General features: G+C 67.9%; 25 protein-coding genes. 11 read left to right on the top strand and 14 right to left on the bottom strand.

Annotated features, from left to right (window positions below; translation table 11 throughout):
• Positions 1-160: 160 nt before the first annotated feature.
• Positions 161-1,366, top strand: coding sequence for a Bcr/CflA family multidrug efflux MFS transporter (locus ACW4E8_RS22305; RefSeq protein WP_456806534.1), 1,206 nt, complete (start codon positions 161-163; stop codon positions 1,364-1,366).
• Between the two features lie 19 nt (positions 1,367-1,385).
• Here the strand turns inward: ACW4E8_RS22305 and ACW4E8_RS22300 are convergent, their stop codons facing one another.
• Together ACW4E8_RS22300 and ACW4E8_RS22295 are read right to left on the bottom strand one after the other, a co-directional pair.
• Positions 1,386-2,240, bottom strand: coding sequence for a mechanosensitive ion channel family protein (locus ACW4E8_RS22300; RefSeq protein WP_456806533.1), 855 nt, complete (start codon positions 2,238-2,240; stop codon positions 1,386-1,388).
• Positions 2,241-2,453: 213 nt separating this feature from the next.
• Positions 2,454-3,656, bottom strand: a complete 1,203-nt coding sequence (locus ACW4E8_RS22295) for an ammonium transporter (protein ID WP_456806532.1) — start codon at positions 3,654-3,656, stop codon at positions 2,454-2,456.
• Between the two features lie 32 nt (positions 3,657-3,688).
• Between ACW4E8_RS22295 and ACW4E8_RS22290 the strand changes: the two genes are divergently transcribed.
• The 4 genes from ACW4E8_RS22290 (at position 3,689) to ACW4E8_RS22275 (ending at position 5,636) form a co-directional block, all read left to right on the top strand.
• Complete coding sequence (locus ACW4E8_RS22290; RefSeq protein WP_456806531.1) at positions 3,689-3,862, top strand: hypothetical protein; 174 nt, start codon at positions 3,689-3,691, stop codon at positions 3,860-3,862.
• A 301-nt stretch (positions 3,863-4,163) separates the two neighbouring features.
• A complete protein-coding gene (locus ACW4E8_RS22285; RefSeq protein WP_010814166.1) occupies positions 4,164-4,445 on the top strand; it encodes an HU family DNA-binding protein in 282 nt (93 codons plus the stop codon).
• 208 nt (positions 4,446-4,653) lie between these two features.
• On the top strand, positions 4,654-5,139 hold the full coding sequence (locus ACW4E8_RS22280) for an acyl-CoA thioesterase (protein WP_018313367.1): 486 nt from the start codon (positions 4,654-4,656) through the stop codon (positions 5,137-5,139).
• A 14-nt stretch (positions 5,140-5,153) separates the two neighbouring features.
• On the top strand, positions 5,154-5,636 hold the full coding sequence (locus ACW4E8_RS22275) for a CreA family protein (RefSeq protein ID WP_456806530.1): 483 nt from the start codon (positions 5,154-5,156) through the stop codon (positions 5,634-5,636).
• 33 nt (positions 5,637-5,669) lie between these two features.
• Here ACW4E8_RS22275 and ACW4E8_RS22270 read toward each other — a convergent pair whose 3' ends face one another.
• From ACW4E8_RS22270 to ACW4E8_RS22250, 5 genes are all read right to left on the bottom strand, one after another.
• Positions 5,670-6,512, bottom strand: coding sequence for an acid phosphatase (locus tag ACW4E8_RS22270; protein WP_456806529.1), 843 nt, complete (start codon positions 6,510-6,512; stop codon positions 5,670-5,672).
• Between the two features lie 47 nt (positions 6,513-6,559).
• Positions 6,560-8,308 (bottom strand): class I adenylate-forming enzyme family protein, encoded by a 1,749-nt coding sequence (locus ACW4E8_RS22265; RefSeq protein ID WP_456806528.1) that lies wholly within the window; start codon positions 8,306-8,308, stop codon positions 6,560-6,562.
• Positions 8,309-8,447: 139 nt separating this feature from the next.
• A complete protein-coding gene (locus tag ACW4E8_RS22260; protein WP_011617096.1) occupies positions 8,448-9,212 on the bottom strand; it encodes an SDR family oxidoreductase in 765 nt (254 codons plus the stop codon).
• Between the two features lie 205 nt (positions 9,213-9,417).
• Positions 9,418-10,284 carry an arylamine N-acetyltransferase family protein gene (locus ACW4E8_RS22255; protein ID WP_456806527.1) on the bottom strand — a complete coding sequence of 289 codons (867 nt, stop codon included), beginning with the start codon at positions 10,282-10,284 and terminating at the stop codon, positions 9,418-9,420.
• 27 nt (positions 10,285-10,311) lie between these two features.
• Positions 10,312-11,064: a Crp/Fnr family transcriptional regulator gene (locus ACW4E8_RS22250; RefSeq protein ID WP_456806526.1), complete on the bottom strand. Its 753-nt coding sequence runs from the start codon at positions 11,062-11,064 to the stop codon at positions 10,312-10,314.
• A 214-nt stretch (positions 11,065-11,278) separates the two neighbouring features.
• Between ACW4E8_RS22250 and ACW4E8_RS22245 the strand changes: the two genes are divergently transcribed.
• Positions 11,279-11,776: an Mpo1 family 2-hydroxy fatty acid dioxygenase gene (locus ACW4E8_RS22245; RefSeq protein ID WP_456806525.1), complete on the top strand. Its 498-nt coding sequence runs from the start codon at positions 11,279-11,281 to the stop codon at positions 11,774-11,776.
• On the opposite strand, the gene ACW4E8_RS22240 is transcribed toward ACW4E8_RS22245, so the two are convergent.
• The 3 genes from ACW4E8_RS22240 to ACW4E8_RS22230 are packed head-to-tail and all read right to left on the bottom strand — an operon-like array spanning position 11,777 to position 14,159.
• Positions 11,777-13,117, bottom strand: coding sequence for a sensor histidine kinase (locus ACW4E8_RS22240; protein ID WP_456806524.1), 1,341 nt, complete (start codon positions 13,115-13,117; stop codon positions 11,777-11,779). It abuts the gene before it with no gap.
• On the bottom strand, positions 13,118-13,792 hold the full coding sequence (locus tag ACW4E8_RS22235; RefSeq protein WP_456806523.1) for a response regulator transcription factor: 675 nt from the start codon (positions 13,790-13,792) through the stop codon (positions 13,118-13,120).
• A gap of 16 nt (positions 13,793-13,808) precedes the next feature.
• Entirely contained in the window at positions 13,809-14,159 is a 351-nt protein-coding gene (locus ACW4E8_RS22230; protein ID WP_013952879.1) for a PepSY domain-containing protein, read from the bottom strand.
• Between the two features lie 350 nt (positions 14,160-14,509).
• Here ACW4E8_RS22230 and ACW4E8_RS22225 point away from each other — a divergent pair, with 350 nt between their 5' ends.
• The gene (locus tag ACW4E8_RS22225; RefSeq protein ID WP_114134745.1) at positions 14,510-14,968 is read left to right on the top strand and encodes an HU family DNA-binding protein; all 459 of its coding nucleotides are present in this window, start codon (positions 14,510-14,512) and stop codon (positions 14,966-14,968) included.
• A 129-nt stretch (positions 14,969-15,097) separates the two neighbouring features.
• Positions 15,098-16,084, top strand: a complete 987-nt coding sequence (locus ACW4E8_RS22220; protein WP_456806522.1) for an alpha/beta hydrolase fold domain-containing protein — start codon at positions 15,098-15,100, stop codon at positions 16,082-16,084.
• A gap of 225 nt (positions 16,085-16,309) precedes the next feature.
• On the opposite strand, the gene ACW4E8_RS22215 is transcribed toward ACW4E8_RS22220, so the two are convergent.
• The 3 genes from ACW4E8_RS22215 to ACW4E8_RS22205 form a co-directional block, all read right to left on the bottom strand.
• Positions 16,310-16,678 carry a 5-carboxymethyl-2-hydroxymuconate Delta-isomerase gene (locus ACW4E8_RS22215; protein WP_456806521.1) on the bottom strand — a complete coding sequence of 123 codons (369 nt, stop codon included), beginning with the start codon at positions 16,676-16,678 and terminating at the stop codon, positions 16,310-16,312.
• Between the two features lie 124 nt (positions 16,679-16,802).
• Positions 16,803-17,399 (bottom strand): HAD domain-containing protein, encoded by a 597-nt coding sequence (locus tag ACW4E8_RS22210; RefSeq protein ID WP_114134743.1) that lies wholly within the window; start codon positions 17,397-17,399, stop codon positions 16,803-16,805.
• A gap of 191 nt (positions 17,400-17,590) precedes the next feature.
• On the bottom strand, positions 17,591-19,207 hold the full coding sequence (locus tag ACW4E8_RS22205) for a methyl-accepting chemotaxis protein (protein ID WP_456806520.1): 1,617 nt from the start codon (positions 19,205-19,207) through the stop codon (positions 17,591-17,593).
• 230 nt (positions 19,208-19,437) lie between these two features.
• Here ACW4E8_RS22205 and ACW4E8_RS22200 point away from each other — a divergent pair, with 230 nt between their 5' ends.
• The gene (locus tag ACW4E8_RS22200) at positions 19,438-21,288 is read left to right on the top strand and encodes a phosphodiesterase (RefSeq protein WP_456806519.1); all 1,851 of its coding nucleotides are present in this window, start codon (positions 19,438-19,440) and stop codon (positions 21,286-21,288) included.
• Here ACW4E8_RS22200 and ACW4E8_RS22195 read toward each other — a convergent pair.
• Positions 21,285-22,040, bottom strand: a complete 756-nt coding sequence (locus tag ACW4E8_RS22195) for a response regulator transcription factor (RefSeq protein ID WP_456806518.1) — start codon at positions 22,038-22,040, stop codon at positions 21,285-21,287. The two genes, ACW4E8_RS22200 and ACW4E8_RS22195, sit on opposite strands and share 4 nt — an antisense overlap.
• A gap of 438 nt (positions 22,041-22,478) precedes the next feature.
• Between ACW4E8_RS22195 and cls the strand changes: the two genes are divergently transcribed.
• Together cls and ACW4E8_RS22185 are read left to right on the top strand one after the other, a co-directional pair.
• Positions 22,479-23,915, top strand: coding sequence for a cardiolipin synthase (cls, locus tag ACW4E8_RS22190; protein WP_456806517.1), 1,437 nt, complete (start codon positions 22,479-22,481; stop codon positions 23,913-23,915).
• Positions 23,916-24,044: 129 nt separating this feature from the next.
• Positions 24,045-24,689, top strand: coding sequence for a TetR/AcrR family transcriptional regulator (locus ACW4E8_RS22185; RefSeq protein WP_456806516.1), 645 nt, complete (start codon positions 24,045-24,047; stop codon positions 24,687-24,689).
• Positions 24,690-24,716 lie beyond the last annotated feature (27 nt).

Here is a 24,716-nt window from a genome sequence, read left to right as displayed (position 1 = left end):
GGGCAGTTTTTCTGAACGACTGTTTCAAAACCCTATACGCCAGTGCCGTACTGCCTTCGTTATGCTGTGCAACAATTGCGCCTTTTCACGGGTTGCAGGCGCGGGCCGCGGCGCAAGCAGGCTGGCCGTGCGTGACAACGCCGTTCCCCGGATACTTTCCATGCCCCGTTCCACCAGCGCGGCTTCGCCCGCGCGCTTTCCTGCCTGGCTGCTGATCTGCGGTTCGCTGATGGCGATCGCGCCGTTGTCGATCGACATGTACCTGCCGAGTTTTCCGTCGCTGGCTGGCGATCTCGGCGTGGACATCGGCCAGGTGCAGCTGACCCTCGGCACATTCCTGGTGGGGCTGGCGCTGGGGCAGGCTTTCTATGGCCCGTTCAGCGACCGCTTCGGGCGCAAGCCGCCGCTCTATGTCGGCCTGTGCCTCTACGTGGCCGCCGCGGTGGGATGCGCGCTGGCACGCAGCGTGGAGTCGCTGATGCTGTGGCGCTTCCTGCAGGCGCTGGGCGGCTGCGCCGGCATGGTGATGGCACGCGCGGTGATCCGCGACCGGCTTGAGGCGCATGAGTCGGCGCGTGCCTTCTCGTCGCTGATGCTGGTGATGGGGGTTGCGCCGATCCTGGCACCGATCGTCGGCGGCGCCATTCTCTCGGTGTCGGGCTGGCGCGCGATCTTCTGGGTGCTGGCGGTGGCAGGGATGCTGATCCTGCTGCTGGTCCACCTGCGCATGGAAGAATCGCTGGACCGGCGCCATGCGGCGCCGCTGCGGCTCGGCACGGTGGCGAAAAGCTACGCCGAGCTGCTGCGGGATCGCGAATTCCTCGGCTACTCGCTGTCTGCGGGTTTCGGCTCGGCGGGCATGTTCGCGTATATCTCCGGCTCGCCGTTCGTGCTGATCGAGCTGCACGGCATTGCGCCGTCGCACTACGGTTTTGTGTTCGGCGCCAATGCGCTGGGCCTGATCACGATGTCGCAGCTCAACGCCAGGCTGGTGCGCGGCCGCTCGCTCGATCAGGTGCTCGGGGGCGCGCTGCTGGCGGCCTGTGCAGCGGGCCTGGCGCTGGCTGTTGCCGCGCTTGCCGGCGTGGCGGTGCTGCCGGTGCTGCTGGCGGGCTTCTTCGTCTTTATCGGCGCGCTCGGTTGCGTATCGCCGAATGCGTCGGCACTGTCGCTCGCCCATCAGGGCCATCGCGCCGGCACGGCCTCGGCGCTGATGGGCACGCTGCAGTTTTCACTCGGGACGCTGGGCGGCGCGGCCGTCAGCCTGTGGCGCGACGGCACCGCGCTGCCGCTGGGCGTGGTGATGGCGGCCTGCGGCGCGGGCGCAGTGCTGATGCGCTACTACGGGCGCTCAGGCCCCCGCTGATACCGGCTGCGAGCCGTCGTCAGGCAGCCTGTTGCGCGGCGGCTTGCTGCGCGGCAGCCTGTTGCACCACCACCATCTGCGCCGGCATCGGTGCGGCATAGCCGGCCTGGCCGAAGCTCTCGCGGATGATGCGGTTGGTATCGAAATAGACTTGCCAGTAGTGGTCGTTGTGGCAGTGCGGACGCACCGCCAGCACCGGGCCGACCAGCGTGAACTCCAGGATCTCGACATCGACCGGGGGCTCGGCCAGCACGTTGGGGATCTCAGCGATGCTGGCCTTCAGCAGCGCTGCCGCATGGGCGGTGTCGGTGCTGCCGGCAAGCTGCGCTTTCAGTTCCACGCGCCGGTACGGGTTGGCCGTGAAGTTCTGGATGGTATCGCTGAAGATCTTGTTGTTGCCGACCACGGTCTGGACATTGTCTGGTGTGTCGAGCGAGGTCGCGAACAGGCCGATCTCGCGCACCGTGCCGGTCACGCCGCCGATCGTCACGAAGTCTCCCACCTTGAACGGGCGCAGCACCACCAGGAACGCACCAGCGGCGAAGTTCGCCATCAAGCCCGACCAGGCCATGCCGATGGCCACGCCAGCGGCGGCGATCAGTGCGGCAAAGGTCGTGGTCTGGATGCCGAAATAGCCAAGGATGCCGATCACCAGCACCACGTTCAGCGTCACGGTGACGATCGAGCCGACATAGCGCAGCAGCGTGGGATCGACCTTCTGCTTGCCAAGCGCGTTCTGCACCATGCGCACGACAAAGTGGATCAGCCAGCGGCCGATGACCCAGAAGGCAAGGGCCGCCAGGATCTTGACCCCGAATTCCGTCGCGTAGGTGACAACCAGGGCCTTGAGGTTATCGAAGGTAGTGGCATCCATCGGCGTATTCCTTTCATGTTGGTGTCCGGCCGGCCGCCGGCACAACATTCCCCGATTCAGCCGGCAGCTGCGTGCAAGCCCTGCGCGCTGTTGCGGCGCAATACATGGGCACGGCAATTATTGAGACGCCGTACCGGAAGTGCAAGCAAATTATTGTTAAGACAAGCCGCTTTGCGCAGCTTGTCTATTTAAATCAGGACGGCCCGAACGCCATTACCAGTTGGTTTCCCGTTCCGGCGTTGCCGAAATCCGGTGCAAGGTCAGGTCCGCACCGTTGAATTCGCCTTCGGCATCCAGCCGGATGCCAACCAGCTTCTTCAGCGCGCCATATACCAGGGTGCCGCCGGCCAGCGCCACCACGATGCCAAGCACGGTGCCGATCGCCTGCGCGCCCAGCGACACGCCGCCCAGCCCGCCCAGCGCCCTGGCCCCGAAGATGCCTGCGGCAATGCCGCCCCAGGCGCCGCACAGCCCGTGCAGCGGCCACACGCCGAGCACGTCATCGATATGCCATTTGTTCTGCGCCAGCGTGAACATATAGACAAAGAGCGCGCCGGCCACCGCGCCGGTGATCAGCGCGCCGAGCGGGTGCATCAGGTCCGAGCCTGCGCATACCGCCACCAGCCCGGCCAGCGGGCCGTTGTAGGCAAAGCCCGGGTCGTTGCGTCCGGCCGCCCAGGCCGCCAGCGTGCCGCCGGCCATTGCCATCAGCGAGTTGATCGCCACCAGGCCGCTGACCTTGTCGACGGTCTGCGCGCTCATGACGTTGAAGCCAAACCAGCCCACCGCCAGCACCCAGGCGCCCAGCGCCAGGAACGGGATGTTTGAGGGCGGATGGGCGCTGATGCGGCCGTCCTTCTGGTAGCGCCCGCGCCGCGCGCCCAGCAGCAGCACCGCGGGCAGCGCGATCCAGCCGCCCAGCGCATGCACCACCACCGAGCCGGCGAAGTCATGGAACGGTGCGCCGGCCACGCGCGTGATCCAGTCCTGCACGCCATAGCGCTGGTTCCAGGCGATGCCTTCGAAGAACGGATAGACAAAACCCACCAGCACGAAGGTGGCGACCAACTGCGGATTGAAGCGTGAACGCTCGGCAATACCGCCCGAGATAATCGCCGGAATAGCCGCGGCAAATGTCGCCAGAAAAAAGAACTTGACCAGTTCGTAACCGTTTTTCTGCGCCAGCGTTTCGGCCCCGGACATGAATTGCACGCCGTACGCAATGGTGTAGCCGATAAAGAAATAGGCGATCGTCGAAACCGCAAAATCCACCAGGATCTTTACCAGTGCGTTGACCTGGTTCTTCTTGCGCACCGTGCCCAGTTCCAGGAAGGCAAAGCCGGCGTGCATGGCCAGCACCATGATGGCGCCTAGCAGGATAAACAGGGCGTCGGTGCCGGTCTTCCAGTTGTCCATAGTGACCTCATGCTCAAAATGGGAGCGTGGGTATGCAAAAAGCATTCCAGCAATGGCCGCATCCTGGTGCCAATTGCACCTTGTCGGGTAAAACCGCACCGGAATGCCGCGCGCAGGCAGTGGCGGCGCTGTTGGCAGCCTTGCCACTGGCATCCCCGAGGTGGTGCGAATGCGCCGAAATGGCGCGCGACGGCGGCACAAGCTGAACCGTTATGGTGCGTCGCCCCATTTGTGGGAATTTGTCCTATGCTGTTTGTTTGCCCCAGCCGCGGGCCGGCCCGGCGTTGCCGCGCGGCAGGGCGGCCTGGCAAAGCCGGCTTCTGGCAAGTGGGAAAAGCGAGGGAAATTGCCCGCTAACCGGCCTCAAGCAAGGATTTGCGGTTTTTTTGTCGCATTGGTGCCACTGGGGATTGCTCTACGCGCAACGGGCAGATTAGACTGCGCCGATCGATGGCTTTGCCGCGAGGCACGCACATCGGTGACGACGACCAACAAGGGAAATCAGCCATGAATAAAGGTGAACTGGTATCGGCCATCGCCGCGGAAGCAGAACTGAGCAATGCCGCCGCCGAGCGTGCGCTCAACGCAGCGCTGGACAGTATCAAGAAGGCAGTGGCAAAGGGCGATTCGGTGACGCTGGTGGGCTTTGGCAGCTTCAGCGCCGGCAAACGCGCCGCCCGCACCGGCCGCAATCCGCGCACCGGTGAAACCATCAAGATCCCGGCCGCCAAGACGGTCAAGTTCTCTGCCGGGCAGGGTTTCAAGGACGCGGTGAACAAGAAGAAGTAAGCAGTTTGCGTCCACAGCGTGAAAAGCGGCCTTGCAGGCCGCTTTTTTGTTGCCTGGCACGGCCACGCCTGTCGGCACCGGGCTGCCGCCGGCAACGGCGGGCGCGATCCGGGTTAAACTGCCGGCGCCAGCGTTCCGGCAATTGCATTCAGGCAATGCCCTCGCAGGTTCGCCCCCGAAATCCCGCCCCGCAATCCGTACCCCCATCATGAACGACCAGTCCCACCAGCTTTCCATGACCGTGCTGATGACGCCGGACATGGCCAACTTCTCCGGCAACGTCCACGGCGGCACCATCCTCAAGTACCTGGACATGGTTGCCTATGCCTGCGCCAGCCGCTACGCCGGCCGCTACGTGGTGACGCTGTCGGTCGACCAGGTGGTGTTCCGCCAGCCGATCCACGTGGGCGAGCTGGTGACCTTCCTGGCTTCGGTCAACTTCACCGGCCGCAGCTCGATGGAAATCGGCATCAAGGTGGTGACCGAGAACATCCGCAGCAAGCTGGTGCGGCATACCAACAGCTGCTACTTCACCATGGTGGCCGTGGACGACAATGGCGCGCCGGCCGAGGTGCCGCCGCTGGAGCCGCGCGACGAGGTGGAGCGCCAGCGCTTTGCCGCCGCCCAGCAGCGCCGCGCGCTGCGCCAGGAAATGGAAAAGCGCCACGACGACATCAAGTCGTCGGTGACCTGAATACCGACCCCGCCATGAAGCGCAACTGCAATCGCATCCGCACGGTCCTGGCCGTCGCCTGTCTGGCGGCTGCCTCGGGCGCCCACGCCGAGGAGATCGGCAGCGTCAGCACCAATTTCCGCATGACCGGCTCTGACAAGGTCGTGATCGAAGCCTATGACGACCCCCAGGTGGACGGCGTGACCTGCTATGTGTCGCGCGCCCGCACGGGCGGCATCAAGGGCCAGCTGGGCATGGCCGAAGACCCGCCGGAGGCATCGATCGCCTGCCGGCAGGTGGGCACGATCGCCTTCAAGGGGCCGATCCGGCAACAGGACAACGTCTTCTCCGAACGCATGTCGATCCTGTTCAAGGCCCTGCATGTCGTGCGCGCGGTCGACCGCAAGCGCAATACGCTGGTGTACCTGACGTACTCCGACCGCATTGTCAGCGGCAGCCCGCAGAACAGCGTCACCGCCGTGCCGGTGCCGGCCGGCACGGTCATCCCGGTGAAGTAACCCGTGCAGTAGCCGGCCCCGGCAACCGGTGGATCAGGGGGCCAGCGCTGCGCTCTCCGCCTGGCAGTCGCGCGACGGACGCGCGCCGCTGGCGCGTGCCGCCGCCACTTCGCGGCGGGCCTTGTCCAGGTCGGCGCGGAAGGTCGGATCGGCATGCAGCCGCGCCACCGTTGCCGCGGCCATCATGCGGCCCTCGTTGACATCGCTTTGCCAGTGCACGTTGCAGACCACGCGGCTCTGGCCGAACGCGCGCCCGCGCGCCAGGATGTCATTGGCGCGTTCCGGCTCGACCTCCGCCAGGATCAGCGCCCAGGCCCAGCCGATGGCGCTGTGGCCGGACGGGTAGGAGCCGTCTTTTTCCAGCTTGGCGGCCTCGGCCGGCGTGCACATCGGCGTCTTGTTGGCCACAAAGGGGCGGGTGCGCTTGTAGCGGTCCTTGGCGCCGTAGGTGGACAGGCCGGCATCGACCAGGCTGCGCCGCAGCAGGATGTTCAGGTAGGGCGTGTCTTTCTCGCTGACCGGCACGCCCAGCGCGCATGAGAACGCGCTGGCGGCCTGCGGGAACGTCAGCACGGCATCTTCGGTGGCCAGCTGCCAGCGCGGCGAGCCGCGCAGCGTGCCGGCCTGGCGCGCGGCGTCTTCATCCAGCGCCAGGGCGGGCGAGCCCTGCGCCGGCGGCGCGGGCAGCAGCTTCAGGCTGTCCGGGCGCGCATCGGCCGCCAGGTACCCTGCCGCCACGCCGGGGCGCAGCTCAGGCACCGCGGACAGGTTGGTGCCGCCGGCGGCGCAGCCCGCCACCAGGGCGGCGAGTGCCACCGCGATAGTTGCCCGCACCGGGGCGGACAGGGAGTGGTCACGCTTTGCTTGTTCCGTCAATTTGTCGTTCCTTGTTGTTTTTGCCGAGTCAGCTGCCCTGCCGCAACTCAGGCGGCCGCGTCGAACAGCTTGCGCAGGTTCGACTTCAGGATCTTGCCATTGGCATTGCGCGGCAGCATCTCCTGGTAAATCAGGATACGCACCGGCACCTTGAACGCCGCCAGCCGCGTGCGCACGAAATCCTGCAGCTCGGCCTCGCTCGCCTGCATGCCGGGCTTCAGGCTGACCACCGCGGCCGGCTCTTCGCCCAGCGTCCTGTGCGCGAGCCCGACCACCGCGGCATCCATCACCGCCGGATGCTCGTACAGGGTGCTTTCCACCTCGATGCAGTAGATGTTCTCGCCGCCGCGGATCAGCATGTCCTTCATCCGGTCGACGATATAGACGTAGCCTTCCTCATCCAGCCGCGCAATGTCGCCGGTGCGCAGCCAGCCGTCGGCAAAGGTCTGCGCCGTGGCCTCGGGCTTGTTCCAGTAGCCGCGCACGACATTGGCGCCACGCGCCATCAGCTCGCCGGCTTCGCCGGGCGGCAAGGCGCGGCCGCGCCCGTCCACCACCTTCATCTCGCCGATCGGCAGCGCCGGGCCGCTGCTGTCCGGGCGCATCACGTATTCCTCGGCGCTGTGGCTGGTGAAGGTGGACGACGTTTCCGTCATGCCCCAGCCGATGCCGGGTGCGGCCAGCGGGAATATCTCGCCGATGCGCCGCACCAGTTCGGGCGATGCCGGCGCGCCGCCGTAGTTGACGTTCTCCAGCGAGGACAGGTCGAAGCGGCCGCGCTCCGGATGCTCCAGGATCTGCCACGCGATGGTGGGCACGCCGCCGGCCGCGGTGCAGCGCTCACGCTCGATCAGTTCCATGCCGCGCAGCGCGTCCCAGCGGTGCATCAGCACGATCTTGCCGCCGGTGGCGATGGCGCCGTTGAGCACCGCCATGCAGCCGGTGACGTGGAAGAACGGCACCGCCAGCAGCATGGCCTTTTGCGGTGCGGCGGGGTCCGGCGCGGGAATCGGCTCGCCCCGGCGCAACAGGTTGCGGATCGGGCTGAAGCTGCCGGCGACTGCCACATTGGTGGAGTTGCGGTGCGTGCCGAGCGCGCCCTTGGGTTTGCCGGTGGTGCCCGAGGTGTAGAAGATGGTGGCGTCGTCGTCCGGATCGATATCGACCTGTGGCGGCGCCTGGTCTGGCAGCGCGGCCCAGTCAGCCGGGCTGCCGATCACGCTCTCCAGCGGAGCCACGCGCGGCTCGGCCGCGGTGCCGCCGGCACGTGAGGCATAGACGCGTTCCAGCGCCGGGCAGCCCGGCAGGTGTTCCAGGATGCGGTCGAGCCGTTCGGCATCGACGATCGCCACGCGGCTGCCCGAATCGGCCAGGCCGTACTCCAGCTCGGCCCCGGTCCACCAGGCATTGAGCGGTGTCACGATGGCGCCGGCCAGCAGCGCACCGTAGAACGCCACCGGCCATTCAGGCAGGTTGCGCATGGCCACGGCCACGCGGTCGCCCTTGCGCACGCCGTCGCGCACCAGTGCATGTGCCAGGGCGACGGCGGCGCGCCGGAAGGCATCGTAGGAAACGCGCTCGTCCTCGTAGACCACGAAGGTGCGGTCGGCAAACGCGCGCGTGGCCAGCAACAGCTCACGCAGCGTGGGCGGTGCGTTCTTCCAGACGGTGGTGGGGATGCCGCGGATCACGCGCGTTTCGGTTTCGAACGGCGCGCCGGGCGCGGTAAGCCGGGCGTGGGCCTCGGCCAGGGACATGACCGGCCAGGTGCCGGCCAACTGCGGATTGCTCGACATGACTGCCTCCCGGAACTGCACTGCAGGTTGAGGGAAATGCAGGAAAGCGGCGGGCGCCGGCGTTCAGGCCGGCGCCCGCCACGCTGGGGTCNAGGTCTCAGCCTTCCGGCCGGCCCCCCGCAACGCTGGGGTCAGACGCTCAGATGGTCACGCCGCCGTCCACGACCAGCGCCTGGCCGGTCATGAAGGTGCTGGCTGCCGACGCCAGGTAGACCGCCGCCCCGGCGATCTCGACGGGTTCGCCGATGCGGCGCAGCGGGGCGCCCTGGGTGGACTGCTTGTAGCGCTCGGGATCTTCCCATAGCGCGCGCGCAAAGTCGGTCTTGATCAGCCCCGGCGCGATGCAGTTCACGCGCACGTTGTGCGGCCCGAACTCGACGGCGAGGTTGCGCGCCAGCTGGAAGTCGGCGGCCTTGGAGATGTTGTACACGCCGATGGTGGGCGAGCCGCGCAGGCCGCCGATCGACGACACGATGATGATCGAGCCGTCCTTGCGGTCGATCATTTGCGGGGCCACCATCTGGATCAGCCAGTGGTTGGAGATGACGTTGTTGTCCAGCACCTTGCGGAACTGGTCGTCCGACACGCCGCTCATGGGCCCGTAGTACGGGTTGGATGCGGCATTGCAGACCAGCACGTCGATCTTGCCGAAGGCGCGGTTGGTCTCGTCGACCAGGCGCTGCAGGTCGTCCTTCGAAGAAATATTGGCAGGGACCGCGATCGCGGTGCCGGCGCCGTGGCGGGCGTTGATGGCATCCACCACTTCCTGGCAGGCCTCGATCTTGCGCGAAGAAATGACCACCTTGGCGCCCTGGACGGCCATCTGCTCGGCGATGGCGCGGCCAATCCCGCGCGAGGAGCCGGTGACGATGGCAACCTTGCCCGTCAGATCAAACAATGACATGGAGTCTCCTGTATGGCTGCGCCGGCGTCAGGGGCCGGCTTTGTCCTGGCGACGTGCCCGCAGGCAGCATCGCCGGGACATTATGGTGGTGCCGCTGGCCCCAGTCCACAGGCCCGGGTGCCGTGCGCCGGCCATATCAGGATTCTTTCTGCGGGCAATGCGCGCCGTGCATGGCAGGCATGCTGCATAGCAGAATCATGGCGCCTCAGGTGCCGGAGGATGCCGTTGCGGGCGCCAGCAGCGCTGGCAGGGCGTCGGCCAGGCCACGCCGCAGGTCATCGTCCAGCAGCACGCCAAAGCGATCCGACAAGGCCTGCACCACCGCCTCGGGCGAGGCCAGCCGCGTTCGGTGCACGGTGCCGTCCGGTGCGCGCTCGGCCAGGTCGCCGTCGGCCAGCGTCACGCGGGTGCCGCCGTCGGTGCGCGCGGCCATCAGCCGCTGCACGAACACACTGTCAGGGTGCGTCGATACATACCAGTTGCGCGGCACGAAATCGATCCACGGCTGCGGCGTCAGGTCGAAGCGGTAGACCTTGATCCAGCCGGCGTCGCCGCGCGCCTCCAGCTCGTAGCTGTGGAACGCGGTGGCGGCGGCCTCCGGCGGCGCAGGGGCCAGCCGGTATGGAAAGCTGTCATCGCAGGGCTCGGACAGCGGCATCGCCCGGTATGGCGTGGGGCCGCCGAAGCCGACATCGGCCAGGTAGCTGCGATGCGCCACTTCCACGCGCAGCAGCATGTGCGAGGTCGCGGTCGGCACATCGACGGGAACGCCCCAGCGCACGCGCGCGGCCAGCGGCGTCACGGCGTAGCCGAGCGCGCCCAGCCCGGCCGCCAGCAGTGTATTGAGCTCAAAGCAGTAGCCGCCGCGCCGGCGCGTGACGAGCTTGTCGAAGACTGCATCCAGCTCGATCCGTACTGGCCGGCGCAGCAGCGGATCGATGTTCTCGAACGGAATGCTGGCCAGGTGCGCGGCCAATACGATATCCAGCGCTTCCAGCGTGGGCGAGGGCGGGGCGGCAATGCCGAGGCGCGCCAGCCAGGCGTCCAGTTGGGGGGTGTCCAGGGTCATCATGGTGTGCGGGGCTCCGGTGCGATGCGTTCAGTTGAGCGCTTCCAGCGCCGGCAGGTCAAGCAGTTCGATGCCGCCATACTCCAGCCGCAGCAGCCCACGCGCTTCTAGTTCGCGCAGCGCATGGTTCACGGTCTGGCGCGACAGGCCCAGCATCTGCGCCAGCTGCTCCTGCGGGATGCGCACGCGCTGCGTGGCCTGGGCCTGCGGCAGGTTGCCGTAGCCATGGGCGATCGCGGCCAGGCGGCGGGCGATGCGGGCTGCCGGCGGCAGCAACTGCGCTTCCTCGACATAATTGAAGGCCTGGCGCGTCTTGGCTGCCAGCAATTGCCCGAAGGCCTGCCACCAAGCCGGCTGCTGCGCCAGGCGCCGTTCCAGGCTGGCGCGCGGCACATGCCACAGCGTGGTGGCGCTAACCGCGCGCGCATCGTGGGTGCGCGGCAGGCCGTCGAACAGGCAGATCTCGCCGAACCAGGTGCCGGGTTCCAGCAGGCCGAGCAACGCCGCCTTGCCCGATTCGCCGCTGGCGTGGATCTGCATGGTGCCGCTGGCGACACAATACAGGCCATCGAAACGGTCGCCGCGGGCAAAGAGCGTCTCGCCGGCCACCAGCCGGCGCAGGCTGCCGTCATCGAGCAGTGCCTGGCGCAGCGCCGGCGGCAACTGGCTGAACCAGGCGCCGGCACATACGGCAGCACGCGCATCGTCGCGCGGCGGCACCGTGCCGGGCAGTGCGCCGGCGAGTTGCGATTGGGGGCGTTGCGGCGGGCTCGCCAGTCCCATGCCGGTCTCCTTTCATATGTGGCGGTGCCGGGTGTCAGCAGGGACACACAAGGGCACGCGGCGACCCGCCGGACTGTCAAAAACCTGACAGACCGCACGGTGCGCGCCCACTACTATAAATCCACATCGCGCCCGCCGCGCAGCAGCAGGCGGCACGCCCGGCAGCCCTTGCGGCGCCGCGCGCGCACGCCTGCGCATACAAGGAGACGCCCCCGTGAAAACCCTGATCGAACACCTGGCCAACTACGCCGCCTACCATCGCGACCCGCGCAACGTCTTTACGCACTTCATCGGTATCCCGATGATCGTGCTGGCAGTGACGACGCTGCTGGCGCGCCCGGCGCTGCCGCTGGGCGACGGCTCTGCCTACCTGACGCCGGCGATGCTGCTGTACATCCTGTCGTGCCTGTTCTACCTGCGCCTGTCGCTGGTGTTCGGGGTGGCGATGGCGGCCATCCTGGCGTTCTTTCTCTATGCCGGCGCGCGCATTGCGGCGATGCCCACCGCCTGGTGGCTTGCCATCGGCGTTGGCCTGTTCGTGGTGGGATGGGTGATCCAGTTCATCGGCCACTATTACGAGGGGCGCAAGCCGGCGTTCGTCGACGACCTGGTCGGCCTGCTGATCGGCCCGCTGTTCCTGGTGGCGGAAACCGCCTTTGCGCTGGGGCTGGCACGCGACACGCGCGAGGCCATAGCCGCGCGCGCGGACTGATCAAGGCAGCCCCGCCGGCAGCCGCAGCCGCGCCGCCAGCCCGCCCAGCGGGCTCGATGCCAGCGCCAGGCTGCCTTCGTACATCGCGGCGATTTCCGTCACGATTGCCAGGCCCAGCCCGCTGCCGGCAGCGGCCTCGTCGAGCCGGCCAAAGCGGGCGGTGGCCAGTGCCTGCGCCTCCGGCGGCATGCCCGGGCCGTCGTCTTCGACCAGTATTTCGAGCTCGCCATCCGCTTCCTGCAGCGTGACGCGCACGCGCGTGCGCGCCCACTGGCAGGCATTGTCGAGCAGGTTGCCGAGTATTTCGACCAGGTCTTGCCGGTCGCCGGCAAAGTGCCCGGCACCTTCAACCGTCAGCGCCAGCGCGCGCTCAGCGTGCAGCCGCGCCAGTGCGCGCGTCAGCTCCCGTACCGGCGGGCCGGCATCGATGCGCTGGCCGCGCGCCGCCGCGGCGCCCGCGGCGCGGGCGCGCGCCAGGTGGCGGTCGACCTGCCGGCGCATCGCTTCGACCTGCGCTGCCACGGCTTGCGCCGGTGCCCCCGGCAGCGCCGCGGCCTCGTTGGCGAGCACTGCCAGCGGCGTCTTGACCGCGTGTGCCAGGTCAGCCGCCTGCCGGCGCGAGCGTTCCAGCGCCTGGGCGTTGCGTGCCAGCAGGGCATTGATCTCGGCCACCAGGGGTTCGACTTCGGTGGGCCAGTCGCCGCCCAGGCGTGCCTCGCGCCGCGCCTGCATCGTGCCCAGCGCGCGCCGCAGCCGCGCCAGCGGCGCCAGGCCAAACTTCACCTGCGCCGCGACCGCCAGCATCAGCCCCAGCCCCAGCGCCGTCAGCGACCACGCCAGCGTCCGGTTGAAGCTGCGGCGCGCGGCGCGCAGCTCGGTCCGGTCCAGCGCCACCGAGATCTCCACCGGGGTATCCGCGGACGGCAGCACCAGTTGCCGGGACACCACCAGCAACGACTGGTTGCTGGGGCCCGGGCGCACGTCGGCCTGGGCGCCGGCAAGGCGGCGCTCCACCGTCACCGGCATTTCCGTATCCCAGAGCGAGCGCGAGCGCAGCAGCGCGCCCGGCGCGCGCGCCTGCCAGTAGGTGCCGGAGTAGGGCAGCTCGTAGCGGGGATCGGCAGGGGTACGGGTGAGGACCAGCTTGCCGTCGGCGCTCCAGTCCAGCGCCGCGGCCAGGCCCGCCAACTGGTGGTCGAGCTGGCGCACATAGGTGTTGTTGACGTGGCGCTCGAACAGTGTCGACAGCAGCCAGCCGCTGACGCCCAGCGCCGCGGCCAGCCAGATCGCCGCCACTGCCAGCAGGCGCAGCGCAAGGGATCGGCTCAGGCGGGCGGGCATCTAGGGCTGCAGCTGCGACGGCGGCCGCAGCCGGTAGCCCTGGCCGCGCACGGTCTCGATGACATCCACGCCAAGCTTGCGGCGAAGCCGCCCGACAAAGACCTCGATGGTGTTGCTGTCGCGGTCGAAGTCCTGGGCATAGATATGCTCGGTCAGCGCGGTCTTGCTGACGATGGCGCCGGGATGGTGCATCAGGTAGTCCAGCACGCGGAATTCATGCGAGGTCAGCGCCACCGGCGTGCCGTCGACGGTGACCGTGCCTGCGCGCGGATTCATCTGCACCGGGCCGCATTGCAGCTCCGGCGCCGGCATGCCGTGCGCACGCCGGATCAGCGCGCGGATGCGCGCGAGCAGCTCTTCCATGCGGAATGGCTTGGCCAGGTAGTCGTCGGCGCCGGCGTCGATGCCTTCGACCTTCTCGGTCCAGCTGTCGCGCGCGGTCAGGATCAGCACTGGCACGCGGACCTGCGCGGCGCGCCAGCGGCGCAGCACCGAAAGGCCGTCCAGCCGCGGCAGGCCCAGGTCCAGGATGACGGCGTCGTAGGGCTCCTGCTCGCCCAGGTGGCAGGCGTCCAGGCCGTCCGCGGCCACGTCGACGGCATAGCCGGCGCCGGCCAGGCTGGCACGGACCTGGGCGGCGAGGGCGGCTTCGTCTTCGACCAGCAAGATGCGCATCGGGGTCTCCCGTCGGTCAGGGTTTGCGGCGGGCGTCTTCCAGCCCACGTCCCTTGGCTTTGAGCAGGGCGGCCGTGCGTGCATCGTACTCGAGCTTGGCTACCGAACCGCCCGGCAACAGCAGCTTGACCTCGTACTGCCAGATGCCGTCGTCGCGGTCCAGCTCCACGCCGATCACGTCGCCCGCGTACTGGCGCGATACCGTTTCCAGGATGCGCGACAGCGGCAGGATTTCGCCCGACTGCACGGCCGCGCGGGCGCGGTCGGCGTCCTTGTCGGCGTGCGCGGCCGGCATCGCCGCCAGCGCCAGCAGCGCCGCAGCGACCAGCATGCGGGGGCGCAGGAGGGCCGGGAAATTGAACTTCATGGCCCGGAGTTTGCATCAAATTGCCTGAATGCAGGCTGAACGGAACCCTCGTGACCAGGCAGCAAACGGTAGCGCTGCGGCACGCGCATCGCTGCGCGCGCAGGCACCTGAAGAGGCTGCCGCGAACGCCAAAACGGGGGTACGTAGGCCGTATTCACGTTTCCACTGAGGCAAAGCCGCGACAAAACCCGGGGTTTTCACGGGGTTTTACGTTTCGCATGCACGAAAACCCCTTGACTTACGGTACTTTCCGCTATGATTCAGTGGGCGTCGAGAAGACGATTGCGCAACGCTGAGAAGCAATGCGAAACACCTGCCGACACCCATCTGTTCAACTTACGAATATCGATATGGCGACCAAAGCGAAACCGACCGCGAAGACTGCAACCAAGCCCGCTGCCAAGAAGGCCGCGGCAACCAAGGCACCCGTGAAGGCTGCCGCCAAGAAGGCCACGCCGGCCAAGAAGGCTGCTCCCGCCGCTGCGCCCGTTGCGCGCCCGCTGAAGGACACCTTCAACAAGTCGAGCCTGGTCGCTCACCTGGTAGCCCAGACCCAACTGGAAGCCAAGGCCGTGAAGACGGTGCTGGCCCACCTGGAAAACACCATCGTCAGCGCGCTGAACAAGAAGGGCGCCGGCGAATTCACGCTGCCCGGCCTGCTGAAGGTCACTGCGCAGCAAGTGCCGGCCAAGAAGAAGCGCTTCGGCAAGGACCCGTTCACCGGTGAAGAGCGTTGGTTCCCGGCCAAGCCGGCCAGCGTCAAGGTCAAGGTCCGTCCGCTGAAGAAGCTGAAGGACGCCGCAGCCTGATCTGCGCCACGTTGTCCTGACAAAAAAGGAGCCGCTTGCCGGCTCTTTTTTTATTGCGCGAGCGCAATACGTGCCGCGCGTTCCTGCATTTTCAGCCGCCGGCGACAGACCGGCGCGGGAGGAGACACGATGCCAAGTCTGCAATGCCAGCTGTGGCGGCTTGCCTTGCGCCTGGTCCGCCGCAAGCAGCGGTTTGCCAGCGCCCAGGCGCTCCATGATGAAATCCGGCGGCGCCGTATCGTCGGACGCGCCTATCCGTCCCGACGCCTGCGCGCGCGGCACGCGGTCAGCGAGGAGCGGATCGCCGGGATGGAGGTCTACACCGTGCAGCCCACGAGCGGGCCTGCGCACGGTAAAGCCCGTCATATCCTTTACCTGCACGGCGGCGGCTATGTTTTCGACATCGTCAGCCAGCACTGGGATTTCATCGGCAAGCTGGTGGACGCGCTTGGCTGCGCGGTGACGGTACCGGTCTATCCGCTGGCGCCGGAGCATACCCACCGCGACGTGTTCGCGGCCATGGTGCCGCTGTGGCAGGCGCTGCAGCAGCGCTATCCGGGCGCAGACCTGACCGTCATGGGCGATTCCGCTGGCGGCGGCATGGCGCTGGCGCTGGCACAGGTGCTGCGCGACAGCGGCCAACCGCTGCCGCGGCGCCTGGTGTTGCTGTCGCCGTTCCTGGATGCCACCGGCGACAATCCCGGCATCGATGCCCTGGAGCCGTTCGACCCGATGCTGTCACGCCCTGGGGGCATTGAATGCGGGCGCGTCTATGCCGGCGCCGATCCGGTCACCCTGCCGCAGGTCAGTCCCATGCACGGCGTGTTGCGCGGGCTGCCGCCCACCACGTTGTTCATCGGCACCCATGACATCCTGCTGCCCGACTGCAGGAAGTTCCGCCAGATGGCCGACGAGCAAGGCCTGGCGCTTCGGTATCACGAGGGCGAGGGAATGTTCCACGTCTGGATGCTGCTGCCGATGCCGGAAGCGGACGCGGCGTTTGCCGAGATTGTGCGGTCAGTGCTTGCCGACGACGCACATGGCACGGAGGGCAGGGACGCGCTGGCGCCTGTGCGCGCTGCTGTTTCCCCGCAGGAGGTGACCGACCCGGGTTGATGCCGGCCGCCGGGTGATTCATGCCAGGCTGGCCGCAACCGGATCCGACTGGAACAAGTTTAACCTGCGTCAAACTGGCAGCACGGGCGCCCCCCTAGAATCGGTCAGGTCATGGGTGCGGGGGCGCTCCCCATGACAGAGCTTCCGGAGTCTTCCTGAAGCTTCCGCCCGCGGCCGCAATGGCCGCGGGTTTTTTATTAGGCGGCCACCATCGGGTCTGCTACCTCAGGCCACCACCTGCTTGGCATAGGTTGCCCGCGCCATCTCGCAGACCTCTACTGACACCTGCACGTCCTGGCCGGTGCCGGAGCCGGTGCGCACCGCTTCGGCGATCACGTCGCAGACGGCCTGCGCCAGCGCCTGGCGCACGGCGGTATCGCGGCCGTCCAGGATCGACAGGCGCGCGTGGACAAAGGCCCGCTCGACCGCATCCACGCCCTGGCGGTAAGTCGACAGCGTGATGCAGCGCGACTTGATATCCGCCTCCTGGAACTGTCCGGAAGCCAACAGGGCGGCATTGGCTTCATCCAGCAACTCTTCCTGCGAGCAGTTCAGGCGGGTGTTTTCGGTGAGTTCGATGACGAGGTGAGGCATGACGGCGTCCTGACTGTGTGTTCCGGTGAAACCAAGCATGATATGGGATCGCCGGCGCGTGGCGGGCGCACCAATGCAAACGGGGCGCCTTGTGACGCCCCGTCGGATGTGCTGCTGGTGCGGATCAGGCGTGGACGGGCGTGCGCTCGCGTGCCGGTGCCAGCGCGCCGTCGAAGCGGGCCGGATTTTCCCGGGCGAGCTGCTGCAGCTGGGCCAGCTTGGCCTTCAGGCCGGCATCCAGTTTCGGTGCGGGCATCACCGTGGACGGGCAGGCCACGCCCAGGATGCCGAGCGCCTGCTGGAAGTTCTCCAGGGTCAGCCCGGCAGCCGGGTCAACGGTAACGAGGTGCTCGCGCAAGGCCTCGGGCATCGACTCCGGGGCGGCGCAGGAAATGATCACGTAGTGGACTGGCTTGGCGCCCTGGGCGAAATAGGCTTCGATTTCCGCACCATGGCCGCCTGCGGCCGGCGGGGTCATGGCTTCGACCTGCAGGTCCAGCTGCTGCAGGATTGCCGCGGGCGTGCCGCGGCGCCAGGCGTCGGACACCACCACGCGGGCGCCGGCCACGCCGAACAACCTGCGTACGAACCCCAGCGCGACAGGATCAAAGAACCGGACGTCGCGCAGCGTGCCCGAATCCGGAATGCCGCCGAGGCGGGTGCGGGAGCGGTCGGAATACAGGACGCCGGGTACGTCCAGCATGATGAGTCGTTCAGCCATGGTTTCCTGTGCGGGTGCCAGTTCAGTTGGTGTGAACCAAGATTACTCGCCACGGGCAGGCTGACACGTAACCGGCGCGGGTTCAGTTGAAACAGATCTGTAACTTTGTCGGGGAAGACGTAAATGCCGGTTACGCCGCCATGACAAATGTTTCGCCCAGACACATCTGGCCGATACAAAGATGACACGCACTAGAAGCGGAAGCGGGCCACATCGTCGGCCAGTGCCGCTGCCTGCTGGTCCAGCCGGGCTGCCTGGCTGGCCAGGTCATCGACCAGCGCCGCGTTCTGCTGGGCGGTCTGGCGCAGCTGCGATACGGATTGCCCGGCGGCCTGCACGCTGCCGGCCTGTTCGTCGGCAATCGTGCGCAACGCCTCGGCCAGCGCATGGCTTTGCCCGACGGTAGCCGCGATGCGGTCCATCGCCGCCACCACGCTGGCGCTCAGGCGCGCGCCTTGCTCGATCTCGTGCGTAGCCGTGCCGACGATGCCGCCGATCTCGCGCGCCGCATCGGCGCTGCGCTGGGCCAGCGCGCGCACTTCTTGCGCGACCACCGCAAAGCCGCGGCCGGCGGGGCCGGCGCGAGCCGCTTCCACGGCGGCATTCAGCGCCAGGATATTGGTCTGGAAGGCGATGCCCTGGATCACGCCGACGATCTCGGCGATATGGCGCGAGTGGCCGTGCAGCGTAGCCATCGCGCCGCGCATCTGCTGCACCACGGCAGCGCCGGCATCGGTGGCGGCGCGCGCCTGGCTGGCCATCTGGCTCGATTCGGTGGCCTGGGCGTGCGCGTCGGCTACGCGTGCGGCCAGTGCCTGCATGTTGCCGGTGGTGGCATCGAGCGCGCTGGCCTGCTGCTGGGTGCGCGCCGACAAGGCCTGGTTGTCTTCGGCGATCTGCTGGCCGGCCGCGGTGATCTCCTGTGCGCTGGCCTGGATACGGGCCAGCACGCCGGCAAGCTGGTCGCGCATGCCGGCCACGTGGTGCAGCATGCTGCTGTGGTCCGACGGGCGCAGGGCAATGGTGGCGGTCAGGTCGCCGGCGGCTATGCGGCGCGCGATCTCGGCGGCGTCGCGCGGCTCGCCGCCAAGTTCGGCACGCAGGCTGCGCGCCGCGATCCACGCCAGCGCGGCGGCTGCCAGCAGGCTGGCGCCGAGCAGGGCGGCCATCCACGCCTGCGCGCGCAGTTGGCTGGCCGCCACGCTGGCCACCGTGGCGGCGGCCTTTTGTTCCTGCTGCTGGCGCACGGCTTCCACCTGCCGGCTGAGGGATTGCAGCTGTTCAGTGACGAAGTGGCCGTCGACCGAGACCGCGCTGTCGAATTGCAGCGAGTCCAGCGGCTGCTTGCGCAGCAGCGCCACGTAGGCCTGCACCAGCTCGCCGGCGCGCTGGCGTTCGCGCAGCAGCGGCGCGGCCTGTGCCGCGGCGGCCTGGCGTACGCCGGCCAGCGCGGCATCGAGCTGCGACAGGCCGCGCGCGATGTCGGCGGCGGCATCGTCGCGCTCGGTGCTGCTGGTGGCCATGGTCAGCGCCAGCTGGGCACGGCCAAGGGTGGCCAGTGCTGACTGCGCACGCTCGGCCGAGATGGCACCGTGCATGTCGTGCTGGTACAGGGTGTCGGTGCGCGCCTTGATCGAGACCAGGTTGGCGATGCCGGTCAACCCGACGGCGGCGCCGAACAGGTACACCAGGGCAAAGGCGGCGCACAGGCGCGCCACCAGCGGCAGGCGGCCCAGTCGTGCGGAAAGCCGCGCGAGGGCAGCTGCCCGGCTGCAGCCGGGCAGACGTGTCTTGATGACTTGCAACACGGAGAAGACTCCAGACGGGCGCGCTGGCTCCAGAAGGATGCACGGCCCGGGGTTGACCCGAATTGCCGCGCGCGCTGTCCTCTGTCCGGGGCGGTCGCAGGCGGCGCACGGATGGTCGCTCATCAACGTGACGCCGGCGTGACATGGAATGAGGATCGTTGTCATCACGCTGTCATATCCATGTCATGCAATGTCGCTCGCCCATCTTGCTCTACCGCGGATTTCCCTCCATGACAGGCCAGCCTGCCGCCACGCCTTCGCACGACCGCGCACCTGTCGCATCTTCTGGCACCCCAGTCGCGGCGGCGCTAGCGCGTGCGCGGCTGCCGCCGCTGCACGCGGTATTCCAGCCGATCGTGCAGGCCGACAACGCCGAGATCCTCGGCTACGAGGCGCTGATCCGGGGCCCGGCGGGCTCGCCCTGGGCGAACCCCGACGCGTTGTTCCGGCTGGCGCAGGGCGTTGCCGCGACCATGGCGCTGGAGATCCACGCGGCGCGCACCGCGCTGTCCGCCTGGCGCAGCCTGGACCTGCCCGGCAAGCTCTTCCTCAATTTCAGCCCCATGACGCTGCGGCACCTGCTGGCCGAGCGCGGGCGGCTGATGGCGGCGCTGCTGGAGGCCGGCATTGCGCCGTCGCGCCTGGTGATCGAAGTCACCGAACAGACCCCGATCGGCGATGCGGCCAGCTTTGCCCAGGCGATGGCGGTGCTGCGCGAGCTTGGCATGCAGTACGCGCTGGATGATTTCAGCACCGGGCATGCCAACCTCGACCTGCTTGCGCACCTGTCGCCGCAGTTCGTCAAGATCGACAAATCTCTGGTGCGGGGCATTGCGTCCTGTTCGCGCCGGCTGGAGATCCTGCGCGCGCTGCTGCGCATGATGAGCGCCTTTGGCGGGCGCGTGATCGCCGAAGGCATCGAAGACGAAGACGAGCTCGCCGTGATCCGCGACCTGGGCGTGGCCGGCGCCCAGGGCTACTACGTGGGCCGGCCCGTGGCGCGGCCGGCCGCGCAGGCGCCGCCGCACGTGCACCAGGCGCTGGCGTCGCGGCATATCGCGGTGTTTCCGCAAATGGTGCGCTCAGGCTGGTCGGGCATCACCGCCGGGCGCCTGCTGCGGCCCGCGCCGACCGTGTCGCCTGCCACCAGCAACGATGCGGTGCTGCGCGTCTTCCAGGACCAGCCCGACCTGCAGGCCGTGGCCGTCGTCAATGACGAAGGCCGGCCGCTGGCGATCATCAGCCGCCAGGCTTTTATCGACCGCTACGCGGCGCCGTTCCATCGCGAGCTGTATGGCAAGAAGGCCTGCATCGCCATGGCCAACCGCGAGCCGGCCTGCTTTGACCATCGCGCCAGCCTGGAGGAGATGGCGCAGATCCTGTCCGGCGAGAACACGCGCTCGCTTGCCGATGGTTTCGTGATCACCGAACAGGGCCGCTATATCGGCCTGGGCACCGGCGCTGACCTGATCCGGGCCATCACCGAAGTGCGCATGGAGGCGGCGCGCTACGCCAATCCGCTGACCTTCCTGCCCGGCAATATTCCGCTGAACCAGCATATCGAGCGCCTGATCGAAGCCGCCAGCGAGTTCCGCGCCTGCTATGTCGACCTGAACCACTTCAAGCCCTTCAACGACAAGTATGGCTACTGGAAGGGCGATGAGATGCTCAAGGGCGCGGCCGCCATCCTGGCCGAGGCCTGTGATCCCGCACGCGATTTTCTCGGCCATGTGGGCGGCGACGATTTCCTGGTGCTGTACCAGAGCAGCGACTGGGCCGTGCGCTTGCAAGCTGCGATCCGGCGCTTCAACGACGCGGCGCGCGCCATGTATTCGCCCGCCGATCGCAGCGCCGGCGGCATGCATGGCGAAGACCGGCACGGGCGGCCAGTGTTCTTTGCGCCAGTGTCGATGGCGGTTGGCGTGGTGTGTGTGAGCGGCGAGGGCGTGGCGGGCCTGCAGCGGCTGGGCAGCCAGCATATCGGCGCAGCGGCGGCGGCGGCCAAGCGCGAGGCCAAGCGCTCGGCAACCGGCATGGCCGTGCTGGATTTCCTGTCGCTGGCCGCGACGCTGTCGGTCTAGCGGTCCGGCTGCCTGCGTCTGGTGACCCGGCGGCCCGCTGCGGGCAGTCTGGGCGCGTCGCCCCCTTCCAGTACGTCGAGCCGGTAGCCGTGCGCGTAGACGACGGTGATGACGATGCCGTTGGCGATGCCGATGCGCAGGGTCTTGCGCAGGCGCGAGATCAGTCCCGCCAGTGCCCGCGACAGCGGCGGCAGTTCATGCCGCCACACCGCCTGCTGGATGCGGTCGCTGGACAGGACCCGGCCGACATTGGAAAACAACAGCATGGCCAGGTCGAATTCCTTCGGCGTCATTTCGATGCGCTCGCCGTGCAGCGTGGCAAAGCGGCCCACGCTGTTGAGCTGGTAGGGGCCGACGCGCACTACCAGGCCCTGGCGCAGGCGCTCGCCGGTCACCCGGCGGCGCAGCGCCGTGATGCGTGCCATCAGCACGCGCGCACTGAGCGGGCGACACACGTAGTCATCAGCGCCGGCATCGAGTGCATCGACGAGGCCGTCTTCACTGTTGTCAGCCGCAAGCATGATGATGGGCACATCGCGTGAGCGCGCACAGCGCACGGCACGGATAACGTCGATGGCTGGCAGGTCCGGCAACTCGTCGTCGATCAGCAGCATGTCGAACGGTACCTGGCTGACACCGTGGATCAGGTCGCGGCCCGTTTCAAACACGTTGCAACGATAACCGGAACGTGCCAGCAGTTCTGGCACCGGCCGGAGTTGGGGCGACTTGCCCATGAGCAGCGCAATATTCATCGATGGCGAAATACGAGAGCCGTGGCAGGGACGGCCGGACCGCGGTAGGGCAGGAGCCGGACCACGATGGAACGAAGGCAGGCACCAGGCGCTCACGCACGCAGCGCTACCGTTCGCAAGCAGCAAGCGTACAAAAAGTGCGGTCAACAGGACAATCAGACGTTTCTGAAATTTCTGCTGTTTTTTTGATGGCGATCGCGTTGTTGGCGTGACGGAGCGCATGTCGGCGGGGCCGATGACGATATGGAAAGTTGTCCACAGTTCCTGTGGACAAGCCAGGGGGCAGTGGCCGGACTACGGCCTGGCACCGTGATGCTGTCGGCGTGCCAAAAAAGAAGGCAGCCGCGTTGAAGTTATGGGCGCCGTGCTGTCAGCATCCGGGCGGGGTGTGCCAAAATAGCGCGCATCGCGTTCCGGTCCGCGGACTCAAGCCCACCGATGCTGCAGAGCCCGAGTGTCATCGCCATCATCGTCCTGTGCTTTCACGCCGTCGGCGTGGTGGCCGCCCTGCATGCCGTCATGACGGTGCGCACCGCGCCCGGCGCGATCGCGTGGGCGGGGTCGCTGCTGATGATGCCGTACTTCACGCTGGTGCCTTACCTGATCTTCGGGCGCAGCACCTTCGCCGGCTACGTCGATGCACGGCGCTTCAATGACGACCACCTGCGCGAACTGCGCCACGGCATGACCCCGCGCGAGCGCGAGGCGCGCAGCGCCTGCGTGGTCCATGCGCCGGCGCAGGCCTGCATGCGTGCGCTGCCCCGGCTGACCGGCATGCCGTGCCTGGCCAACAATGACGTGCGCTTGCTGGTCAACGGCGAGCAGACCTTTGAGGCGATCTTTGCCGCGATCGCGCGGGCCAGCCAGGTGCTGATCGTGCAGTTCTTCATCGTGCATGACGACGCGCTGGGCCAGCGCCTGCAGGCGCTGCTGTGTGAGCGCGCGCGGGCCGGCGTCAAGGTGTACTTCCTGTTCGATCGCATCGGCTGCCACGCGCTGCCGCGCCGCTACGTGCGCACGCTGATCGAGGCCGGCGTCGATGCGCGGGCGTTCTCCACGCACCGTGGCTTTGTCAACCGGTTCCAGCTCAATTTCCGCAACCATCGCAAGCTGGTGGTCGTCGATGGCAGCGAGGCCTTTGTCGGTGGCCACAACGTCGGCGTCGAATACCTGGGCGAACGCCCGCCGCTGGCGCCGTGGCGCGACACCCATATTGCGCTGCGCGGCAGCGCCGTGCTGGACCTGCAGATGGCCTTTGCCGAAGACTGGTTCTGGGCCGCGCGCGAGGTGCCGCACCTGCTGATGCCGCCGCCAGAGGTGGGCGGGCGCATGACCTGCCAGGTGGTGCCGTCAGGCCCTGCCGACGCGCAGGAGACCTGTTCGCTGTTTTTTGTCGAGGCCATCCAGTCGGCGCGCCACCGGCTGTGGATCACATCGCCGTATTTCGTGCCGGACGAGGCGGTGTTTGCGGTGCTGCGGCTGGCCGTGCTGCGCGGCGTGGATGTGCGCATCCTGATTCCGGCGCGGCCCGATCACATGGTGGTCTATGCCGCCTCCACCATCTATGCGTACCAGGCCGTGTCCGCCGGCATCAAGCTGTATCGCTACCAGCCGGGCTTCCTGCACCAGAAGGTCATCCTGATCGACGACGAAGCCGCGGCCGTCGGCACGGCCAACCTGGACAACCGCTCGTTCCGGCTCAACTTTGAGCTGATGGTGATGACCGCCGACAAGGGCTTTGCCGCGAGCGTGGCCACCATGCTCGAAGCCGACTTCGCCCAGGCCCGGCGCGTCGGGCTGAACGAGTTCCTCGACGCGCCGGCGCCGCTGCGCGTGGCGATGCACGTCGCCAAGCTGTTTGCGCCAATCCTCTGAAGCCCGCGTTCCGGCCCGCTGGTTCCTGCAATCCTCTATGCAACAGACTTGTTGCGGCTTGATTGTGTACACTGTTCACTATAAGCGTATGCACATCATGAACCGTTATCCATATTCAAGGGGGGCCGCATGACCCGGGCTGTCCCCGCGCCCCCGGCGCGCGCCACCTACCGCCACGGGGACCTGCGCCGCGCGCTGCTGGACGCCGGCATCGACCTGGCGCGCGAGGGTGGCCCCGACGCCATCGTGCTGCGCGAGGCCACGCGCCGTGCCGGCGTGGTGCCCAATGCCGCGTACCGGCACTTTGCCAGCCGGCAGGACCTGCTGCAGGCGGTGCGGGCCTCGGCCTTGTCGTCGCTTGCCATTGCCATGGAGGGTGAAATCGGCGGGCTGCGCCCCGGCCGCGGTGCCGCCGCGCATGCGCGTGCCTGCCTGCGTGCGGTCGGCACCGGCTACCTGCGCTTTGCGCTGGCCGAGACCGGACTGTTCCGCACCGCGTTTTCGGTGCCGGATGAAGTGGAAGATGATGCCGACCCGGCCAAGGCGGGCAACAGCGGCCTCAATCCGTTCCAGCTGCTGGGCGCGGCGCTCGACAAGCTGGTGGAAGCCGGCGTGCTGCCGCCCGAGCGCCGGCCGGGTGCGGAGTACCTGGCGTGGTCGGCCGTGCATGGCCTGGCCATCCTGCTGATCGACGGCCCGCTGCGCAGCCGCGCCAAGGAGCAGGCAGAGATCCTCGGGCAGCGCTTGCTCGACATGGTCGAGAAGGGCCTGTAGCTCCTGCAGCAGGATCGCGGCGAAAAA

The organism is Cupriavidus sp. CP313, assembly GCF_054072015.1.
Note: the sequence above shows the minus strand (reverse complement) of the source record. Positions and strands in the feature narration are given on the sequence as shown.

Bases quoted from the DNA above. Each gene is read 5' to 3' on its own strand.
- cls (WP_456806517.1), top strand. From the start codon at position 22,479: ATGCTGCAGAGCCCGAGTGTCATCGCCATCATCGTCCTGTGCTTTCAC.
- ACW4E8_RS22185 (WP_456806516.1), top strand. From the start codon at position 24,045: ATGACCCGGGCTGTCCCCGCGCCCCCGGCGCGCGCCACCTACCGCCAC.
- ACW4E8_RS22250 (WP_456806526.1), bottom strand. From the start codon at position 11,064: ATGGGACTGGCGAGCCCGCCGCAACGCCCCCAATCGCAACTCGCCGGC.
- ACW4E8_RS22290 (WP_456806531.1), top strand. From the start codon at position 3,689: ATGCAAAAAGCATTCCAGCAATGGCCGCATCCTGGTGCCAATTGCACC.
- ACW4E8_RS22200 (WP_456806519.1), top strand. From the start codon at position 19,438: ATGACAGGCCAGCCTGCCGCCACGCCTTCGCACGACCGCGCACCTGTC.
- ACW4E8_RS22280 (WP_018313367.1), top strand. From the start codon at position 4,654: ATGAACGACCAGTCCCACCAGCTTTCCATGACCGTGCTGATGACGCCG.
- ACW4E8_RS22260 (WP_011617096.1), bottom strand. From the start codon at position 9,212: ATGTCATTGTTTGATCTGACGGGCAAGGTTGCCATCGTCACCGGCTCC.
- ACW4E8_RS22265 (WP_456806528.1), bottom strand. From the start codon at position 8,308: ATGTCGAGCAATCCGCAGTTGGCCGGCACCTGGCCGGTCATGTCCCTG.
- ACW4E8_RS22255 (WP_456806527.1), bottom strand. From the start codon at position 10,284: ATGATGACCCTGGACACCCCCCAACTGGACGCCTGGCTGGCGCGCCTC.
- ACW4E8_RS22210 (WP_114134743.1), bottom strand. From the start codon at position 17,399: ATGGCTGAACGACTCATCATGCTGGACGTACCCGGCGTCCTGTATTCC.
- ACW4E8_RS22300 (WP_456806533.1), bottom strand. From the start codon at position 2,240: ATGGATGCCACTACCTTCGATAACCTCAAGGCCCTGGTTGTCACCTAC.
- ACW4E8_RS22215 (WP_456806521.1), bottom strand. From the start codon at position 16,678: ATGCCTCACCTCGTCATCGAACTCACCGAAAACACCCGCCTGAACTGC.
- ACW4E8_RS22305 (WP_456806534.1), top strand. From the start codon at position 161: ATGCCCCGTTCCACCAGCGCGGCTTCGCCCGCGCGCTTTCCTGCCTGG.
- ACW4E8_RS22195 (WP_456806518.1), bottom strand. From the start codon at position 22,040: ATGAATATTGCGCTGCTCATGGGCAAGTCGCCCCAACTCCGGCCGGTG.
- ACW4E8_RS22275 (WP_456806530.1), top strand. From the start codon at position 5,154: ATGAAGCGCAACTGCAATCGCATCCGCACGGTCCTGGCCGTCGCCTGT.
- ACW4E8_RS22230 (WP_013952879.1), bottom strand. From the start codon at position 14,159: ATGAAGTTCAATTTCCCGGCCCTCCTGCGCCCCCGCATGCTGGTCGCT.
- ACW4E8_RS22235 (WP_456806523.1), bottom strand. From the start codon at position 13,792: ATGCGCATCTTGCTGGTCGAAGACGAAGCCGCCCTCGCCGCCCAGGTC.
- ACW4E8_RS22285 (WP_010814166.1), top strand. From the start codon at position 4,164: ATGAATAAAGGTGAACTGGTATCGGCCATCGCCGCGGAAGCAGAACTG.
- ACW4E8_RS22240 (WP_456806524.1), bottom strand. From the start codon at position 13,117: ATGCCCGCCCGCCTGAGCCGATCCCTTGCGCTGCGCCTGCTGGCAGTG.
- ACW4E8_RS22220 (WP_456806522.1), top strand. From the start codon at position 15,098: ATGCCAAGTCTGCAATGCCAGCTGTGGCGGCTTGCCTTGCGCCTGGTC.
- ACW4E8_RS22295 (WP_456806532.1), bottom strand. From the start codon at position 3,656: ATGGACAACTGGAAGACCGGCACCGACGCCCTGTTTATCCTGCTAGGC.
- ACW4E8_RS22225 (WP_114134745.1), top strand. From the start codon at position 14,510: ATGGCGACCAAAGCGAAACCGACCGCGAAGACTGCAACCAAGCCCGCT.